This is a genomic window from Georgenia sp. M64 (assembly GCF_038049925.1).
In the GTDB taxonomy this organism is placed as follows: domain Bacteria; phylum Actinomycetota; class Actinomycetes; order Actinomycetales; family Actinomycetaceae; genus Georgenia.
The window spans coordinates 271,962-289,513 of the sequence record NZ_CP145809.1 but is presented as its reverse complement, the minus strand read 5'-3'; the positions used below and the strand labels follow the sequence as shown (position 1 = coordinate 289,513).

The following is a 17,552-nucleotide window of genomic DNA, read 5'->3' as shown; positions in this document are numbered from 1 at the left end:
CCCGCTGAGCCGCTGGTGAACTGCTGAGCCTCCTCCAGGCTCACCGCACGCTCTACCAGAAGACTTCATCACGATAATCCGGACGAAGTCTTCGGATTGCGGACGCGAACGGACGTCCAGGCTATGGACCGGGCCCGCCGGAAAGGTCTACGTTGAAGCCTGCGCCTGGGACCTTCGTCCCGGGTCGCCGGAGACGGTCACCGCCATGAGCCCGCGCCCGCCTCCTTCCATAGGTCGATCGATCCGCCCAACGGAGGGCGTGAAAGGGGTACACCTATGCGACTTCGTCGCACACTGGTCGCGGGATCCGCGGCCGGAGCACTCGCAGTGGCCGGACTCGCCGCACCCGCGATGGCCGCCCACTCGGACACGGCGCCAGCCGACTACGGGTCGGCCGGTGACGACACGATCATCGTGCCCGTCAACGACAGCGCGGCCGGCGGCACGTACTACCAGCCGTTCGAACGGGCCTACGCCGGGGAGACGGAGGACGGGACTCCCGTCTACGTCTACGTCCCCCTCGGTACGTTCGATGGCGACAGCGTCGTGGGCGTCCACAGCCTGGACCCGGCCTTCGACCACGACGGGACGGACGAGTTCGTCCCGTGCGCCGACAACTCCGCCGACGACTACGTCCTCACCCAGGACCAGGTCGAGTACATCGGCGACGCGCTGGCCGGCCAGATCCTCGCGGTCAACGAGGAGCACTTCGGTGACCTCGGTGCCGCGGCGTCCGGCAGCGACGCCCTCGTCACCCTCGTCTACAACGTCCAGGACGACTCCTACTACGACTGCACCGTCAGCTCCTACACCGCCGGCTACTTCGCCCCCGAGTACCTCAGCGCCGAGAGCCTGGGGATGAACGTCATGGTGCTGGACGCCTTCGACTGGGCCAACCGCGTGGGCGAGGACCCGTCCGCCGAGCCGTGGACCGACGGTGACCCGGCGAACGACCGGCCCGAGCTCTACGAGGGCGTCGTCGCCCACGAGCTCGAGCACATGCTCATGAACTACGCCGACGCCGGGGAGCTGTCGTGGGTGGACGAGGGCCTCGCCGACATGGCGGCGTTCCTCAACGGCTACGACATGACCGGCAGCCACCTCACCTACCAGCAGGTGTTCCACCGCGAGACCTCGCTGACCCGGTGGGGCGGCGGCCTGGAGAACTACGGCGCGTCGTTCAGCTACTTCCTCTACCTGTGGGAGCAGGCGGGCGGCAACGGCGGCGACAGCCTCGAACCCGACCTCGTCTACGACGACACGGCCGGTGACCTCCTCATCAACCTGATCTTCGCCGAGCAGGCGGACGGCATGGAGGGCGTCCAGAACGCGATCGACGCGTACAACGCGACGACCGAGGACGACCTGCGCTCTGCGGAGGAGCTCTTCAAGGACTGGGCCGTCGCGATGAAGCTCGACGACGAGGACTCCTCAAGGTGGGACCTGGAGAACTTCGACCTCGGACCGGCCTCCGGCGGCTGGACCATCGACCTGGCCAACGACCTGTTCTGGGACGACCGCGGCAGCTACCGCGGCGCGCAGCCGGACGCGAAGTGGGACCGGCTGAAGAACCGCCCGGGCACCACGGCTCTGCCGTTCGGCGTCTCCTACGAGACGTTCCGGAACCCGGGCCCGCAGGTCAGCCTCGAGTTCGACGGCGAGGCGACGACGACGATCGCGGCCGAGGGCGCCGACGAGCTGCACTGGTGGGCCGGCTACGAGAGCCAGGCGGACAACATCCTCGGGCTCGAGACCGCGATCACCGGCGGGGAGACCGTGACCTTCTCGAACTGGCACTTCATCGAGGAGGGCTGGGACTACGGCTTCGTCGAGGCCCTCGTCGGCGGCGAGTGGGTGACCCTCGAGGTCCGGGATGCCGCGACCGGGGAGGTCGTCTCGACGGACGACGACCCGCACGGCAACAACACCGAGGGCAACGGCATCACCGGCACCTCGGGCGGGGAGTACTTCGTCGACGAGCCGGTGTACCTGGACTACGAGGTGACCGTCCCCGAGGGCGCCACCGACCTGCAGTTCCGGTACTCCACGGACGCCGCCTACCTCGACACCGGTTGGTTCATCGACGAGATCCTCGTCGACGGCACGCCTGCCGTCGTGACCGAGGGCGGCGACTGGGTCCTCATCAAGGGTGAGCAGATCAACCAGTGGGTCGTCCAGGTCGTCTCCACGTGCGACCTCACCCCCGGCGCCGACAGCACCTTCGAGATCACGGACGACGCGGGGAACTTCGTCTACCGCTTCGAGGGTGACGAGCACGGCGACATCAGCACGGGCGCCCTCGACACGAGGTGCGCCAACGGCAACACCGCGGACTTCTTCGTGGTGATCTCCAACCTCGCCACTGGTGAGCTCACGGTTCTCGACGCCGACTACGACTTCGACGTCGTCAACCTCGGAGCGAGGGCTCGCCGCTGACGACCTGACGGGACAGAGCGCCTGACCGCACCACCCGAGGGGGTCGAGCCACCGGCTCGGCCCCCTCGGCCGCGCTCCCTTGCCAGAAGGTCAAGGGGGGTGCACGCTTCTCCCAGGGGAAGAACGCCGGAAGGCAACGGAGCCGACCGGCGGGGTTCTTCCCCGCCAACGACCCGGCGGGAGGGCACCGGGGTTCGGTGTTGTCCTGCAGGCCACACGCGGCGTACCGTCTCCACCCGGTGCCCTTTCCGGGCGGACCAGGCCGCGAACTCTGTGGCGCCACGCACGGCGAGAAGGACGGCCATCATCAGCACGAACCCCACGACGCCCGGCGATCACGGCGTCCCGGCCCGCAAGACTCTCGCCGACCTGACCGACGTGGGCTCCGTCGACCTCGTCGACCACGACGACCGAGTGCTCCTGGTCCTCAGCGGCGCCGTCGACGTCGTCCTCACCCGCGAGCTCACCGACGCCGCCCACGCCGCGGTCGAGGCCGGCAAGCCGGTCGAGGTCGACACCCGCGGGGTGACGTTCATCGACTCCTCCACCGTCGCCACGCTCGCCTGGCTCGCGAGCCGCACCGACGGCCAGCTGCGCATGATCGACCCGCCGGACGTGGTGAAGTTCGTCCTCGAGGTCACGCGCGTGGGCGAGATCGTCGACCTCGTCGACGACCAGGGCAACCCCCTCCCGGCGGAGTAGTCACACCGGGCGGCGTCCGGCTGCGCCGCGGCCGCCGACGCCGGAACGAGGACGCCGGTCCGCCGACGCCGGAACGAGGACGCCGGTCCACGGGCGCCTGAGCGCGGACGCTGAGCCGATGTTCTCGATGTGAGAACAAGGTGACAGGCCGACCTCCGACCGCTTATGCTCACACTCAGCACTAGCAATGCTCAGTTGCAGCATAAGTAGAGAGGCCGGCCGATGAGCGCCGTCACGATCAGCACCGACGCCCTGTACGAGCGCGTCCAAAACGTCATCCCCCGCGTCGAGTGGGCCACGATGGCCGACGACGTCGAGGCGATCCTTCGCCTGAAGGAGGAACGCAACGCGGTCATCCTCGGCCACAACTACCAGACCCCGGAGATCTTCCACGGTGTCTCGGACATCGTCGGGGACTCCCTCGCCCTGGCCCGCGAGGCGCAGACGGTGGAGGCGGACGTCATCGTGCTCGCCGGCGTCCACTTCATGGCCGAGACGGCCAAGCTGCTCAACCCGGCCAAGACGGTCCTCATCCCGGACCTGCGTGCCGGGTGCTCGCTGGCCGAGTCCATCACCGCGGCCGACGTGCGCGCCCTCAAGGCCGCCCACCCGGGCGTCCCGGTGGTCACGTACGTCAACACGAGCGCCGACGTGAAGGCCGAGTCGGACATCTGCTGCACCTCGGGCAACGCCGTCAAGGTCATCGAGTCCCTCGGCGTGGACCGGGTCATCATGATCCCGGACGAGTACCTGGCCCGGAACATCGCCCGGCAGACCGGCGTGGAGGTCATCACCTGGCCGGGGCACTGCGAGGTGCACGAGCGCTTCACCCCGGCCGACATCGCCCAGATCCGCACCGACCACCCGGGCGTCGTCGTCCTGGCCCACCCGGAGTGCCCGCCCGAGGTGGTCGACGCCGCCGACATGGCCGGTTCCACGGCGCAGATGCAGGACTTCGTCACCGTGGAGCAGCCCGCCCGTGTCGCGCTCATCACCGAGTGCTCGATGAGCGACAACGTCTCGGCGGCCAACCCGGCGGTGGAGTTCGTCCGTCCGTGCAACCTCTGCCCGCACATGAAGCGCAACACCCTCGCCTCCATCCGGGCGGCGCTGGAGCACATGCGCCACGAGGTGACGATCGACCCGGAGGTGGCCGACCGCGCCCGCGCGGCCGTCGAGCGCATGCTGGCCGTGCGATGAGGACGCGCGCGCAGGACGCACCCGCCGTCGTGGTCGGGGGCGGGCTCGCGGGACTGCTCACGGCGCTGCGCCTCGCTCCGCTGCCGTGCGTCGTGCTCACCACCGGAGAGCTGGGCGAGCACACCTCCTCCGACCTCGCCCAGGGCGGGATCGCGGCCGCGCTCGACGACGGCGACGCCCCCGCCCTGCACGCGCTCGACACCGTCCACGCGGGGGCGGGGCTGTGCGACGTCGGGGTCGTCGAGGCCGTCACCGGCGCCGCACCCGAGACCGTGGCCCACCTGGCCCGCCTCGGTGCCCGGTTCGACCGCGCGCCCGACGGCTCGATCGCGCTGGGCCTCGAGGGCGCGCACTCGCGCCACCGGATCGCCCACGCCGGCGGTGACGCCACCGGCCGCGAGCTCCTGCGTGCCGCCGCCGCCGCGGTGCGCGCCGCCGCCTCGGTCACGGTCGTCGAGCACGCCCGGGCCGGCCGGCTCGTCCTCGACGGCGGCCGGGTCACCGGTGTCGTCGTCGAGCGCGATGGCGAGCGCTCCGTCCTGGCCGCCGCCGCGGTGGTCCTGGCCACCGGCGGGCTCGGCGGTCTGTTCCGGGACACCACCAACCCGACCGCCTCCCGCGGGCAGGGCGTCGCCCTGGCCGCCCGCGCCGGCGCGGTCCTGCGGGACCTGGAGATGGTGCAGTTCCACCCCACCGCGCTCGACGTCGGCCTGGACCCCATGCCGCTGGTGAGCGAGGCGGTGCGCGGCGAGGGCGCCCACCTCGTCACCGCGGACGGCGCACGCCTGCTGGCCGACGACCTCGCCCCGCGGGACGTCGTCTCCCGTGCGGTGTTCGCCGAGCAGCACCGGGGCGGGAAGGTCCTCCTCGACGCGCGCGCGGTGCCGGGCTTCGCGGCACACTTCCCCACCGTGACGGCGGCGTGCCGGGCCGCCGGCATCGATCCCTCGCGCGACGTGGTGCCCGTGCGGCCCGCTGCCCACTACGCGATGGGCGGCGTGGCCGTGGACAGCCACGGCCGGACGTCGGTCGCGGGCCTGTGGGCGGTGGGCGAGGTCGCGAGCACCGGGCTGCACGGCGCCAACCGGCTGGCGTCGAACTCCCTCCTCGAGGCGGCGGTCTGCGCCGGGTGGGTCGCGGCGGACGTGCGCGCCGGCCGCTCGGCGGGAGCCGCGGACGCGCCCGCGGCGCAGCCTCCCCTCCCGCTGCCGCTCCCGCGTGCCGTCTCGTCCGCCGTCGCGCCTGCCCTCCCGCCCGCCGTCCCGAGCGACGGTGCCGCGAGCCTGCGCGCCCTCATGAGCGCCTGCGTCGGCGTGGTGCGCGACCGACCGGGGCTCACGGCCGCCGTCGAGGACCTCCGCGAGCGGGTGACGACGGCAGGTCCCGACGCGGTCGACGACGCCACCCTGACCGCGTTCCTCGTCGCCGCCTCCGCGCAGCGCCGGGAGGAGAGCCGCGGCGCACACACCCGGACCGACTTCCCCGCACCCGCCGCGCCGGTCCACACCACCCTCACCCTCGCCGAGGCCCTCGAGCCGGACCGCAGCCGGCCCGCCGATCACCTCGCCCACGAACGGAGCAGCGTGTGAGAACCCTGTCCCCTCTCCTCGTCGAGCCGCTCGTGCGTGCCGCGCTGCTCGAGGACCTGGGCCGCGCCGGCGACCTCACCTCCGACACCGTCGTGCCTGCCGAGCGGCGCGCCACGGTGGCCCTCGTGGTCCGGGACCCGGGCGTCGTCGCGGGCACCGATCTCGCCGTCACCGCGTTCGGGCTCGTCGACCCGCGGACCGAGGTGACGGTCCAGCGCCCGGACGGCTCCCGGGTCTCCCCGGGTGACGTCGTCGCCCGGGTCACCGGCCCGGCCCGCGGGATCCTCACCGCCGAGCGGGTGGCGCTGAACTTCCTGGGACACCTCTCGGGCGTCGCGACGGCCACGGCCCAGATCGCCGACGCCGTCGCCCACACCGCGACACGGGTGACGTGCACCCGCAAGACGACGCCGGGCCTGCGGGCCGTGGAGAAGCACGCCGTCCTCGCCGGCGGCGGGGTCAACCACCGCTTCGGCCTGGACGACGCCGTCCTCATCAAGGACAACCACATCGCCCTGGCCGGCGGGGTGCGCGCGGCGATCACCGCCGCGCGGGCGGGCGTGGGGCACCTCGTGAAGATCGAGATCGAGGTGGACACCCTCGACCAGCTCCGCGAGGTCCTCACCGACCCCGTCGACGCCGTGCTGCTCGACAACATGACCCCCGAGCAGCTGCGCGAGGCGGTGACCCTCGTCGGCGGGCGCATGGTGACCGAGGCGTCGGGACGGCTGACGGCGGCCACGGCGCCGGCGGTCGCTGCGAGCGGGGTGGACCTCATGTCCGCCGGGTGGGTCACCCACTCGGCGCCGGTGCTCGACATCGGGCTGGACGTCCTCGAGCTCGCCTGAGCCGCGTCCCGCCGCGGCGGGACGGGGCCGGAGGTCCCGGAATCGGACGGTTCCGGTGCTGGAAGGTGGTGACGATCACACCCGACCTCCCCGAGGAGACGCCATGAAGGCCTGGCACTTCACCACCACGAACGAGCCGCTCGTCGAGGCGGACATCCCCGAGCCCACGCCGGGCCCGGGCGAGGTCGTCCTGGACATCAAGGCCGCGGGGCTGTGCCACTCCGACGTCGGTGCCATGACCGACCCCGGCTGGCTCGCCCTCATCCCCCGCCGCCCCATCGTCATCGGGCACGAGATCGCCGGTGTCGTGGCCCAGGTCGGCGAGGGCGTGACGGAGGTCGCCGTCGGCGACCGGGTGGGGGTCTGCCCCACGGCGAGCGAGGGGGCACCCGGATACGCGCGCGACGGCGGGTTCACCTACCAGCACCGCGTCCTGGCCGGCGACCTCGTACCGATGCCGGCGGGCCTGACCTTCGAGCTCGCCGCCCTGGGCACCGACGCCGGGATGACCTCGTACCACGCCGTCATGGTCCAGGGCGGGCTGAGGAAGGGCGACAAGGTCGGCATCATCGGGTTCGGCGGGCTCGGCCAGGTGGGCGCCCGCGTCGCCGTCGTCAACGGTGCGGAGGTCCACGTCGCCGAGATCAACGAGGCGGTGTGGGACCGGGCGCGCGAGACGGGCGCCGTCTCGGTCGTCAAGGACGTGGCCGAGTGGGCCGGCCAGGACTTCGACCTCATCGTCGACTACGCGGGCTTCGGCACCACGACCGCGGACGCCGTCGCCGCGATCCGGCGGGACGGGCGCATCGTCATCGTGGGGATGGGCAGGCTCGAGGCCACCATCAGCACGCGCGACGTCATCCTCAAGCAGGCGACCCTCGTCGGCTCGAACGGCGGGACCAAGGAGGACGTGGCCGCGGTCTACGAGCTGCTCGCCCGCGGGGACATCTCCCCCGAGGTGACGGTGATCGGGTTCGACGACATCCCGCGCGGGCTCGACGACCTCAGGAACCACCGCGTGACGGGCCGCGTCGTCGCGCACATCGCGGACTGACGGCGCGCACCGAGCCGGTGAGGTTCTGGCCGGCCGGGTCCTGGCCGGCCGGGTCCTGGCCGGCCGGGTCCTGGCCGGTCGGGTTCTTGGTGGGGACGACGACGCCCGGTGACGGCAGGAGCCGTCACCGGGCGTCGGTGGGACGTGCCGGTGCGTCCTCGGGTCAGGCGTTGGCGCCGACCGGGGCGAAGTCGCCCGCCCGCACGGCCTCCATGGCCCTGGTCCAGGGCAGGAGCTGGTCGAGCATCGGGGCGACCGAGGCGACGGCCTGCTCGGTGGGGGTGAACGTCGAGAAGTTCTCGAAGTCGGTGAACAGGGACATCATCACGGTGTTGCGCACGTGGGCGATCTCCATCTCCGCGACGATCCCGCGCAGGTGCTCCACCGCCCGGGCGCCGCCGGCGGCGCCGTAGGAGACGAACGCGGCAGCCTTGTTGGCAACCTCGGGCTTGAGGTAGTCCAGGGCGTTCTTCAGGGCGCCGGTCACGGAGTGGTTGTACTCGGGGACGACGAAGACGTAGCCGTCGAACTCGGCCATCCTCGCCGACCACGCCCGGCCCTCGGCCGACTCCGCGGGACCCCACGACGGGGACATGGGCTCCTGCCACAGCGGCAGGTTGAAGTCGGCGATGTCGACGACCTCGAACGTGGCGTCGTCGCGCCGGTCGGCGATCGACTTGACCCAGGTGGCGACGTTCAGGCTCTGCCGGCCGGGACGGACGCTGCCGGTGATGATGGCGATCTTCGTCATGGTGCTCCTCGAGGTGGGACGGGTTGTGTCCGGTACCTCCACCTCAATGCGTGAACATTCAACTTCATTCCGGGCGGACTTCGTGGCATGCGCCACAGGGCCGCGGTCCGGAGTGGGCCTACAGGGCCGACCACCCGCCGTCGGAGGGCAGGATCGCGCCGGTGACGTTGGCGGAGTCGTCGCTCAGCAGCCACGTGATGGCCGCGGCGAGGTGCTCCGGCTCGGCGATCGGCGGGATGACCACCTGCATGAGCGGTCCCAGGCGCTCGGCGGCGAACTGCGAGGCCATCGGGGCCTCGATGTTCGTCCGCACGGCGCCCGGGGCGACGAGGTTCACCCGGATCCCCTTGGGTGCGTAGAGCACGGAGCAGCTCTTGGTGAAGCCGACGACGGCGTGCTTCGACGTCGTGTAGGCGACGCCGGCGGAGGAGCCGCGCAGGCCGGCCTCGGAGCCGACCGTGACGATGGAGCCCCTGCCGGCACCGAGCATGAGCGGCAGCACGGCCCGGGTCAGACGCATGACCGCGGTGACGTTGACCGCCATGACGCGCTCCCAGGTGGCGTCGTCGATCTCGTGGGCGGTGAGGAACTTGTCCATGATCCCGGCCACGTTGGCCAGGCAGTCCACGCGCCCGCCGGCCGCATCGACGACCGCGGCGACGCCGTCCTCGTCCGAGACGTCGGCGACGACGGTGGTGACATCGGCGTCGGCGAGCTCGGCCGCGAGGCTCTCCAGGCGCTCCGCGACGACGTCGGTGGCGATGACACGGGCGCCCTCCTGGGCGAGCCGGACGGCGGTGGCCCGCCCGATGCCCGACCCGGCGCCGGTGACGACGGCGGTCTTGCCGGTGAAGCGGCCGGGAGTGATCTGCGACATTGCGGTTCTCCTTCGGTGTGCGTGGGTACCAACGTGCCCATCGTCGTCCCGGGTGCGGCGCCGACATCGGGACCAAAGGGGGTGGACCTGCACGGATCGGGTGGTGTCCTACCAGGTGGGAAGGGTGGCGTCACCCCGCGCGAGGGCCTTCCGTCCCAGGTGCACCTGCGACGGGCTAATACCCTCTGGGAGGTCGGGGTCCGACGGCTCGCAGGGGCGGCCGCCGCACCCTCGCGGCCGGGCCCGGCCAGGGCCCGGCCGCTGCCATGTCCGAGGCGCGCTGCCGACCCCGCGGCCCGTGGCTCCACCGGCATCGTGCGGCCGGTGGGTTCAGCCGGTCGCGCCCCGGCCCACGACGTCGCGCAGGCGGGCCCGTCGCCCGGTGACGAGCAGCGCCCGGCTGTAGACGCGCGAGGCGAACGCGGCCAGCAGCGCCGCCGTCGCCGCGCTCAGCACCATGGCCAGGGCGAGCTGGTAGGCCGGCACCTCTCCCACGCTCCAGCGGATCGGCATGACCAGCGGCGCGCTGAGCGGGAAGATCGACGCGGCGACGCTCGCGGCGCCCTCGCTGTCGGTCGTCGCGACCGTCACGCCCACCATGTACCCGGCGACGAGCACGATGGTGATCGGGGTGATGCTCGCGCTGAGGTCGCTGAGCTTGTCCACGAGCGAGCCGGCCGCGGCGAAGAGGAACGCGTAGGTGGCGAAGCCGAGCACGAACCAGACCACGCCGAGCGCGATGTCCGTGGTGGCGACCGGCGGCAGCCCGACCGCGTCGGTGACCCGCACGGCCACGGCGAGCGGGGTGGCGAGCAGGAGGAGCTGGCCGAACGTCACGGCCCCGACCGCCAGCACGGTCCCGACCATCACCTGGCTGGGCCGCAGGACGGCGAGGAGCACCTCGGAGATCCGGGTCGACTTCTCCGTCGCCACCGCGGTGGCGATGGCGCTCCCGGCGAAGGTGACCGCCAGGTAGAGGACGATCCCGACGATGAACCCCACCCCGGCCCGGTCGGCGTCCTCCACGCCGCCGACGCCCACCTGTTCGGGCGGGACGACCGACTGCACCCCGGCGATCTCCTCGGGGTCCAGCCCGGCGGCGCCGAGCCGTTCGGCCAGCTCGGCGGCGACCGCCGCCTGGCCCACCAGGGCCGGGAAGATGCCGCCGGGCTGGGCGGTGTAGAGCACGTCGTCGGCGAGCCCGGCGTCGGCGTCGCCCTCCTCGACCGCGAGCCGCACGGCGTCGTCGTCCGCCGCGGCGAGGTAGTCCACCTCGAGTTCCGCGGCCCGCGCCGAGGCGTCGAGGGTGGCGGCCACCCCGGCCGGGACCTCCCCGGCGGTGGCGAGGGTGAAGGCGCGCTCGTCCTGGCCGAGGAGCTGGGGCAGGAGGACCGCGGCCACGGAGAGCAGGAGGAGGAAGGCCGTGACGATCTTGAACGTCCGCGAGCGCAGGTTCTCCCGGATCGCCCGCCCGGCGACCAGCCGCGTGCCCGTCCACCACGTCATGACGCCTCCCGGCCCGCCGCGCGCAGGAACAGGTGGGACAGGGTGGGCAGGTCCAGGCCGAAGTCCTCGACCCGGCCCGCGGCGCGGGCGGCGTCGAGGACGGCGAGCGCGTCGGTGCCCGGCGACAGGGCCAGCCGCAGGCCGTCGGCGTCGTCGCTGACGACCACCACCCCCGGGACGCGGCCGAGCCAGGAGCGGTCCTCGGTGCGCACGAGGACGCGCAGCTGTCGTTCGCCGGTGGCGGTGCGCAGGGTGGCGACGTCACCCTCGAGCACGGTCCGGCCGTGGTCGACCATGACGATGTCCTCGCACAGGTCCTGGACGAGGTCGAGCTGGTGGCTGGAGAACAGCACGACGCACCCCTGCGCGGCGCGGCGGCGCAGCGTGTGGGAGAGGTTCTCCACCGCCACCGGGTCGAGTCCGGCGAACGGCTCGTCCAGGACGATGACGTCAGGCCCGTGCACGAGGGCGGTCGCGAGCTGGAGACGCTGCTGCATGCCGCCGGAGAGCTTGTCGGTGCGGTCGGTCCAGCGCTCGCCCAGCCCGAGCTCGTCGAGAAGCGTCCGCGCGCGGTCGACGGCGTCACGCCGGCCCAGGCCGTGGAGGCGACCGAAGTGGACCACCTGCACCCCGGCGGGCATGGCCGGGTAGAGCCCGCGCTCCTGCGGCATGTAGCCCCAGCTGCGCCGGTCCTCGGTGTCGACGGCGCGCCCGTCGTGGGTGACGGTGCCGCGGTCCGGGGTCAGGACGCCCAGGAGCACCCGCAGGAGGGTCGTCTTGCCGGCGCCGTTGGGTCCGAGCAGCCCGGTGATGACGCCCGGGACCACGCTGAAGGAGACCCCGGCGAGCGCGGTGCGCGCGCCGAACGCGTGCGCGACGTCGTGCACGCCGAGCCCGGTCGCGCTGCCGGTGGGGCCGGAGCCCAGGATGCCCATCGCTCCCGACCCTACTCACGTCGGGTGGCCGCGGAGGGTCGATGGCCAGGCGCGGGCGTGAGTGCCCTCCGGCGGTCCGCTACGCCCGGCGGCTGACGGCGAGGACGCACACGTCGTCCTCGGGCGCCCGGTCCCCCAGGCAGCGGGCGAGGGCGGCGTCGAGGACCTTCTGCGCACCGGCGGGTGCGCGGCCGACGGCGTCCAGGAGCCGGTCGAGGCCGGTGGAGAGCACCTCGCCGCGGCGCTCGACCAGACCGTCGGTGAACAGCAGCAGGGCGCCGCCGGGGGCCAGGTGTGCGGTGCCGGAGCGGTACGCCCGCCCGCCGCCGAAACCGAGCAGCGGCCCCTGGGCGCCGCGCAGCAGGCGCGGTGCCTCGCCGGGGGTGCACAGGACGGGGTAGGGGTGACCGGCGCCGGCGTACTCCAGCTCGCCGGTCACCGGGTCCAGGAGGACGACGACGGCGCTGGCCGCCCCCTCGGAGTCGGGGCTGCGCAGGAGGCCGTCGAGGTGGGCGAGGATCTGCGCGGGGCCGTGGCCCTGCCAGGCGTACGCCCGGACCGCCGCGCTGACCCGGGCCATCAGCCCCACCGCCTCCACCCCGTGGCCGACCGCGTCCCCGGCGGAGAGGACGAGCCGGCCGTCGGCGGCGTGGACGATGTCGAACCAGTCACCGCCGAGGCGGACCTCCTCCGCGGCCGAGAGGTACCGCGCCGCGAAGCCGAGCGAGGGGTGCTCGGGCAGCCGGCCGGGCATGAGGTCGGTCTGGAGCCGCTCGAGGGCGCTGCGTTGCCGGGCGAGGGTCGCGGTCAGCTCGCGGCGCAGCCGGTGGACCTCCGTCTCGTCGCGGGCGACGGCCGCCACCCCCATCACCGGCCCGTCCGGCACCCGCACCGGGAAGAAGGACTCGCGCCACACCCGCACCTCGCCCGGCACCGCGGGCGTCTCCCCGACGATCTCGACGTCGCGCAGGCCCTCGCCCGTCTCGAGGACGCGTCGCAGCACCGGCTCGGCGGTCTCGCGCAGCTCGGGCAGCAGGTCGAACACCGCGACGCCCTCGTGCTCGGCCACGCTGAAGCCGTTCATCGCGGCCATCTCGCGGTTGACGCGCAGGAAGCGCAGGTCGGGGCTGATGAAGGTGAAGCCGATCGGGGCGTCGTCGAGGAGGGTCGCGACGATCGCCGCCTCGGCCGTCGCCAGGGTGCGCAGCCGCTCGTCGCGGCTGAGGTCGACGACGACGGCGATCCAGCGCAGCCCGGGGCCGGCGGTCGTGACGATGGCCACCAGCACCGGGATCGACGTGCCGTCGGGGCGCTCGAGGTCCCTCATGTAGCTGGTGGCGCCGTCGCGGTCGAGGTCGGCCAGGGACGCGGCCGCGCGCTCGACGTCCCGCGCGGTGGTGAGGCCGCGCCCGGAGATCCCCTCGGCCAGCTCGTCGCGGTCGCGCCCGATGATCCGCAGCAGCTCGTCGTTGGCGTCGACGAGCACCCCGTCGACGCCCCGGCCGATGCCGAGCGCCCGGGAGCGGAAGAGGGCGTCGAGCTCGGTGGCCCCGTTCCGTTCGTCGCGGTTGATCACCGCTGAAAAGTACAGCCCCGCCGGGGAGATCTCGCGGGGAGCGGGTCGCCCACCCGCTGCGTCAGCGGATCGTGACGGTCTCGTCCATCCATGTCAGGACCCGCTCCTGGCCGAACGGCCACAGCCCGGCCAGGGGGCGCGCCGGGTCCTTGCCGAACGTGGGGGTGCCGGGGAGGGTGAACCCGCCCCCGGCCGCGCGCACCGGTGCGTCGTCCGGCAGCCCGGCCAGGCGGCGGGCCGCGGCCACGCCCGCGTCGAGGTCGCCGAGCTCGTCCACCAGACCCAGCTCGACGGCGTCGGCGCCGCTCCAGATCCGGCCCCGGCCGATCTCGTCCACCCGCTCGCGGGTGAGCCCTCGGCCGGCGGCGACCCGGTCGACGAACCGGTCGTACACCTCGTGCATCATCCGCTCGGCCCAGGCGCGCCCGGCGTCGGAGAAGGGCCGGTTGGGGCTGTCGAAGAGGGCCTCCTCGCGCCCGACGACCTCGGGGTTGAGGCCGTGCCGCTCGTTGAGCTGGGTGAGGACGGGCTTGCCCACGACCACACCGATGCTGCCGGTGAGGGTGAAGGGGCTCGCCACGACGTGGTCGGCCCGGGCGAGGACGTAGTAGCCGCCCGAGCCCGCGACCTCGCCCATGACCGCGACGACCGGCTTGGTGCACCGCTCCACCGCCCTGCAGACGAGGTCGGAGGCGAGGGCGGACCCGCCCGGTGAGTCCACGTAGAGCACGATCGCCCTCGTCCGCTCGTCCCGGTCGGCCTTGCGCAGGGCGGCGACGACCGTGTCCGCGCCGGCGGTCGGGCCGGGCAGGAACGGCACGGGCGGGGTGGGTCTGCTGCGGCCCGAGACGATGGGGCCGATGACGGGGACGACCGTGACGCCGTCGGCCTTCCTGGCCGCCCTCCTCTCGCCGAGCTCGCCGAGCACGAGCTCCAGGGCGCGGCCCCAGTGCTGCTCGACCGGCGTGACGATCTCGTCGTCGTAGGCGACACGCGTGAGCAGTCCGGTCTCGAGGAGCTGCGTGGCGTTCGTGAGCTCCTCGGCGAACCAGGTCCGGGGAAGGTCCTCGTCGGGGTCGAACCACCGCCGGGCGACGTCGCCGTCGACCTGCCGGGCGCCGTGGAGGGTGGTCAGCCACGTCCGCTCGGCGGAGTCGAGGTAGGCGGTGAGCTGCTCACGGTCGTGGCTGTCCATGTGGTCCTCGGAGAACCGGGTGAGCGCCGACTTGTACTCGCGGATGCGCAGGTTCTCGAAGGCGATCCCGTGCCGGGAGAGGAAGGAGCCGTAGAAGGTCCGCTCGGCGGCGAACCCCGGCACCATGACCTCAGCGGACTCCGGCGCCACGACCTCCCTCACCCGCGCCCCCACGAGGAGGGTGCGCATCGACACGTGCGGGAGGTAGACGACGACCCGCTTGCCGGCGTCGAGGCGGCCCAGCGCGCGGCCGATCGCGTCGGAGGTGGCCAGCCCCGCGGTGAGGCCGGTGACGCGGACGAGGACCCCGGTGACCCAGTCGGCGTCGGCGATCCGCTCGAGCCGGGCCGTGAGCCCCTCGAGGGACTCCGAGCGGTGGAGGACGGCCTGGACCGGGTCGGCGGAGCGGTGCGCGGGGTAGCTGCCGTGGAGGTCGAGCACCACCCAGTCCGGCGCGGGGGCCGCGCCGTCGCGGCCGACGGCGAGGCGGAGGAGGGCGGGCAGGTGCGGCATGTCCTGACACTACCCACCGGGCGGGCGGCCCGGTTCTGGACGGAGGAGGTCCGCTGCGTGCCGCCGTCCTACGATCACGTCGGTGACGTCCTTTCCCAGCGCCCGCGTCAGGGACGCGCTGCCGTGGCTGGTGGTGGTCGGCATCGTGCTGGTGGCGTTCAACCTGCGCGGACCGATCGTGGCCCCGGCGCTGGTCGTCGGGCAGATCCAGGACGAGGTGGGACTCTCGACCACGGTCGCCGGTCTCATCACCGGGCTGCCCGTGCTGTTCTTCGCCCTCGCCACGCCGCTGGCCACGTCGCTCATCCGGCGCGTGGGTCCCGAGCTCGCCGTCGTCACCGGCCTGCTCGGCGTGCTGCTCGGGACCGCGGTGCGCTCCGCCGGGGGCGCGGCGACCGTCCTGATCGGCACGGCGATCATCGGCGTCGCCATCACCGTGGGCAACATCGTCGTCCCTGTGATCATCCGGCGTGACGTCCCGTGGCGGCACGCGTCCGCGGTGACGGGGACGTACACGGCAGCGCTGAACGTCGGCTCGATGATCACCTCCCTGGGCACCGCGCCGCTCGCCGCGGCGGTGGGCTGGCGCTGGGCGCTCCTGGCGTGGGGCGGCTTCGCCGTCGTCGGGATGGCGTTCTGGCTCCTGCTCACCCGGCGCCGCCGCGCCGCGGCGGGGACGGCGTCGGCGGAAGAACCGGCCCAGCCGGCGCCGGGCACCGTCAGCCGCATCGGCTGGTGGCTGGTGCTCGCGTTCGCCGGCCAGGCGTTCTCGTACTACGCGGTCACCGCGTGGCTGCCGACGCTGCTCGCGGACGGCCCCGGGCTGGACCGGTCGGCGGCGGGCGCGATCTCCGCGGTCTTCCAGGTCGCCGCGGTGGTGGGCGCCTTCGGGGTGCCGGTGCTCGCCACGCGGACACCGCCGTGGGTGCCCTTCGCCGCCGTCGGGCTGCTGTGGTCCGCCCTGCCGGTCGGGCTGCTCGCGGCGCCCGAGGCCTACGTCCTGTGGTCCTTCGTGGGCGGCGTCGCGCAGGGAGGCGGGTTCACCGCGATCTTCTCGATCATCGCCCGGGTCACGCGGACCGACCGGGAGACGGCGTCGATCTCCGCCCGCGTGCAGACCGGCGGGTACCTGGCCGCGACGCTCGGCCCACCGGTCGCCGGGGCGCTGTACTCGGCGACCGGTGGGTGGACGGCGTCGCTGCTCGTGGTCCTCGCCGCGACGATCCTCTACAGCGCGGGCGGGATCCTCGCCGCGCGCCTCGTGCCGAGGCGGCCGGGCGGCGGGCTGGGCGAGGTCCCTGGCTGAGGGACGCGGCCGTCAGCGGCGCTTCTTCCTGCCGCCGATCTTCGCCACCAGCTCCCGGGCCTTGCGCTGGTTCTGCGGCTTCGAGGCCTCACGCTTGATGACCTGTGCGGCCTTGAGCGCGAGCCCGGTCTTGGCGAGCCTGCCGAGGAATGCCATGGTGCCTCCTGATCGGTGGGGCCGGGACGCTGGCGTACCGGCGGTGCGGTGACGGTATGTCAGACCGCGGGAACCCGCACCATCTCCGCGGAGCGCTCCCACAGGCCGCGCGCCAGGTCGGCGTCGTCGGCCTGGGGGTTGGTGCGGGCGACCTTCTTCTTCTCGTAGTACTCCCCCGGCTGCCACCGCGAGCCGTGGGCGAGGAGCCAGAGCAGGGTCCGGGCCCCGCGGTCGGGACTCATGAGGAACACGTGCCGGAGCGGCGTGCGGTAGACGAGCCGCATGGCGCTCGTGCTGCCGTCGGCGAAGTTCGTGGCCACCCCGCCGGGGTGGAACGCGGCGGCGGCCAGCCCGCGGGCGTTGAGGCGCCGGTGCAGCTCCCGGGTGAAGAGGATGTTGGCGAGCTTGGCGTCGCCGTAGGCCTTCTCCGGGGTGTACCGGCGGTGGTTGTCGAGGTCGTCGAGGTCCATCCGGCCGAAGAGACGTGCCGCGACGCTCGAGGTGTTGACGACCGTGGCCCGGCTCGTGAGGAGCCGGTCCATGAGGAGGTTGGTGAGGAGGAAGGGTGCGAGGTGGTTGACCTGGAGGGTCTTCTCGAACCCGTCCTCGGTGAGCTCCCGCTCCCCCATGATGCCGCCGGCGTTGTTGACGAGGACGTCGATGCGGGCGTGGTCGCCGGCGAGACGCTCGGCCAGGCTGTGCACCTCGGCGAGGCGGGCGAAGTCGGCCACGTGGAAGGGGGCGTCGAGCTCGGCGGCCACGGCCGCCGTCTTGTCCGGTGAGCGGCCGACGACCACGACCTGGTCGCCGTCGGCAGCGAGCCGGCGGGCCGCGGCGGCGCCGATGCCGTCGCTGGCGCCGGTGATGACGATGGTGCGCACGGGTTCTCCTCGGGTCGGGACTGCTCC

The 17,552-nt window shown here is 73.4% G+C and carries 15 protein-coding genes; 7 read left to right on the top strand and 8 right to left on the bottom strand.

What is annotated here, in order from left to right:
* Window positions 1-327: 327 nt before the first annotated feature.
* The 6 genes from AAEM63_RS01245 to AAEM63_RS01220 all read left to right on the top strand — a co-directional run bounded on the left by AAEM63_RS01245 (window position 328) and on the right by AAEM63_RS01220 (window position 7,829).
* Window positions 328-2,436, top strand: coding sequence for a hypothetical protein (locus AAEM63_RS01245; protein ID WP_341359924.1), 2,109 nt, complete (start codon window positions 328-330; stop codon window positions 2,434-2,436).
* Window positions 2,437-2,709: 273 nt separating this feature from the next.
* Window positions 2,710-3,138, top strand: a complete 429-nt coding sequence (locus tag AAEM63_RS01240; protein WP_341359923.1) for an STAS domain-containing protein — start codon at window positions 2,710-2,712, stop codon at window positions 3,136-3,138.
* Window positions 3,139-3,360: 222 nt separating this feature from the next.
* Window positions 3,361-4,338, top strand: coding sequence for a quinolinate synthase NadA (gene nadA, locus AAEM63_RS01235; RefSeq protein ID WP_341359922.1), 978 nt, complete (start codon window positions 3,361-3,363; stop codon window positions 4,336-4,338).
* Window positions 4,335-5,927, top strand: a complete 1,593-nt coding sequence (locus AAEM63_RS01230; RefSeq protein WP_341359921.1) for an L-aspartate oxidase — start codon at window positions 4,335-4,337, stop codon at window positions 5,925-5,927. The genes nadA and AAEM63_RS01230 overlap by 4 nt, the downstream gene beginning before the upstream one ends.
* On the top strand, window positions 5,924-6,775 hold the full coding sequence (gene nadC, locus AAEM63_RS01225; RefSeq protein WP_341359920.1) for a carboxylating nicotinate-nucleotide diphosphorylase: 852 nt from the start codon (window positions 5,924-5,926) through the stop codon (window positions 6,773-6,775). Before AAEM63_RS01230 ends, nadC begins: the two co-directional genes overlap by 4 nt.
* A 103-nt stretch (window positions 6,776-6,878) precedes the next feature.
* Window positions 6,879-7,829, top strand: coding sequence for a zinc-binding dehydrogenase (locus AAEM63_RS01220; protein WP_341359919.1), 951 nt, complete (start codon window positions 6,879-6,881; stop codon window positions 7,827-7,829).
* Between the two features lie 163 nt (window positions 7,830-7,992).
* Here the strand turns inward: AAEM63_RS01220 and AAEM63_RS01215 are convergent, their stop codons facing one another.
* The 6 genes from AAEM63_RS01215 to AAEM63_RS01190 all read right to left on the bottom strand — a co-directional run bounded on the left by AAEM63_RS01215 (window position 7,993) and on the right by AAEM63_RS01190 (window position 15,182).
* Entirely contained in the window at window positions 7,993-8,580 is a 588-nt protein-coding gene (locus AAEM63_RS01215; RefSeq protein WP_341359918.1) for an NAD(P)H-dependent oxidoreductase, read from the bottom strand.
* 118 nt (window positions 8,581-8,698) lie between these two features.
* Window positions 8,699-9,457, bottom strand: coding sequence for an SDR family NAD(P)-dependent oxidoreductase (locus tag AAEM63_RS01210; protein ID WP_341359917.1), 759 nt, complete (start codon window positions 9,455-9,457; stop codon window positions 8,699-8,701).
* A 330-nt stretch (window positions 9,458-9,787) separates the two neighbouring features.
* Window positions 9,788-10,963, bottom strand: coding sequence for an ABC transporter permease (locus AAEM63_RS01205; protein WP_341359916.1), 1,176 nt, complete (start codon window positions 10,961-10,963; stop codon window positions 9,788-9,790).
* A complete protein-coding gene (locus tag AAEM63_RS01200) occupies window positions 10,960-11,898 on the bottom strand; it encodes an ATP-binding cassette domain-containing protein (protein WP_341359915.1) in 939 nt (312 codons plus the stop codon). Before AAEM63_RS01200 ends, AAEM63_RS01205 begins: the two co-directional genes overlap by 4 nt.
* Window positions 11,899-11,977: 79 nt before the next feature.
* Complete coding sequence (locus tag AAEM63_RS01195; protein ID WP_341359914.1) at window positions 11,978-13,474, bottom strand: SpoIIE family protein phosphatase; 1,497 nt, start codon at window positions 13,472-13,474, stop codon at window positions 11,978-11,980.
* Between the two features lie 61 nt (window positions 13,475-13,535).
* Window positions 13,536-15,182, bottom strand: a complete 1,647-nt coding sequence (locus tag AAEM63_RS01190) for a S49 family peptidase (protein ID WP_341359913.1) — start codon at window positions 15,180-15,182, stop codon at window positions 13,536-13,538.
* Between the two features lie 82 nt (window positions 15,183-15,264).
* Here AAEM63_RS01190 and AAEM63_RS01185 point away from each other — a divergent pair, with 82 nt between their 5' ends.
* A complete protein-coding gene (locus tag AAEM63_RS01185; RefSeq protein WP_341359912.1) occupies window positions 15,265-16,488 on the top strand; it encodes an MFS transporter in 1,224 nt (407 codons plus the stop codon).
* A 12-nt stretch (window positions 16,489-16,500) separates the two neighbouring features.
* Here AAEM63_RS01185 and AAEM63_RS01180 read toward each other — a convergent pair whose 3' ends face one another.
* Complete coding sequence (locus AAEM63_RS01180) at window positions 16,501-16,644, bottom strand: hypothetical protein (RefSeq protein WP_170175244.1); 144 nt, start codon at window positions 16,642-16,644, stop codon at window positions 16,501-16,503.
* A 59-nt stretch (window positions 16,645-16,703) separates the two neighbouring features.
* On the bottom strand, window positions 16,704-17,525 hold the full coding sequence (locus AAEM63_RS01175) for an SDR family NAD(P)-dependent oxidoreductase (protein WP_341359911.1): 822 nt from the start codon (window positions 17,523-17,525) through the stop codon (window positions 16,704-16,706).
* Window positions 17,526-17,552 lie beyond the last annotated feature (27 nt).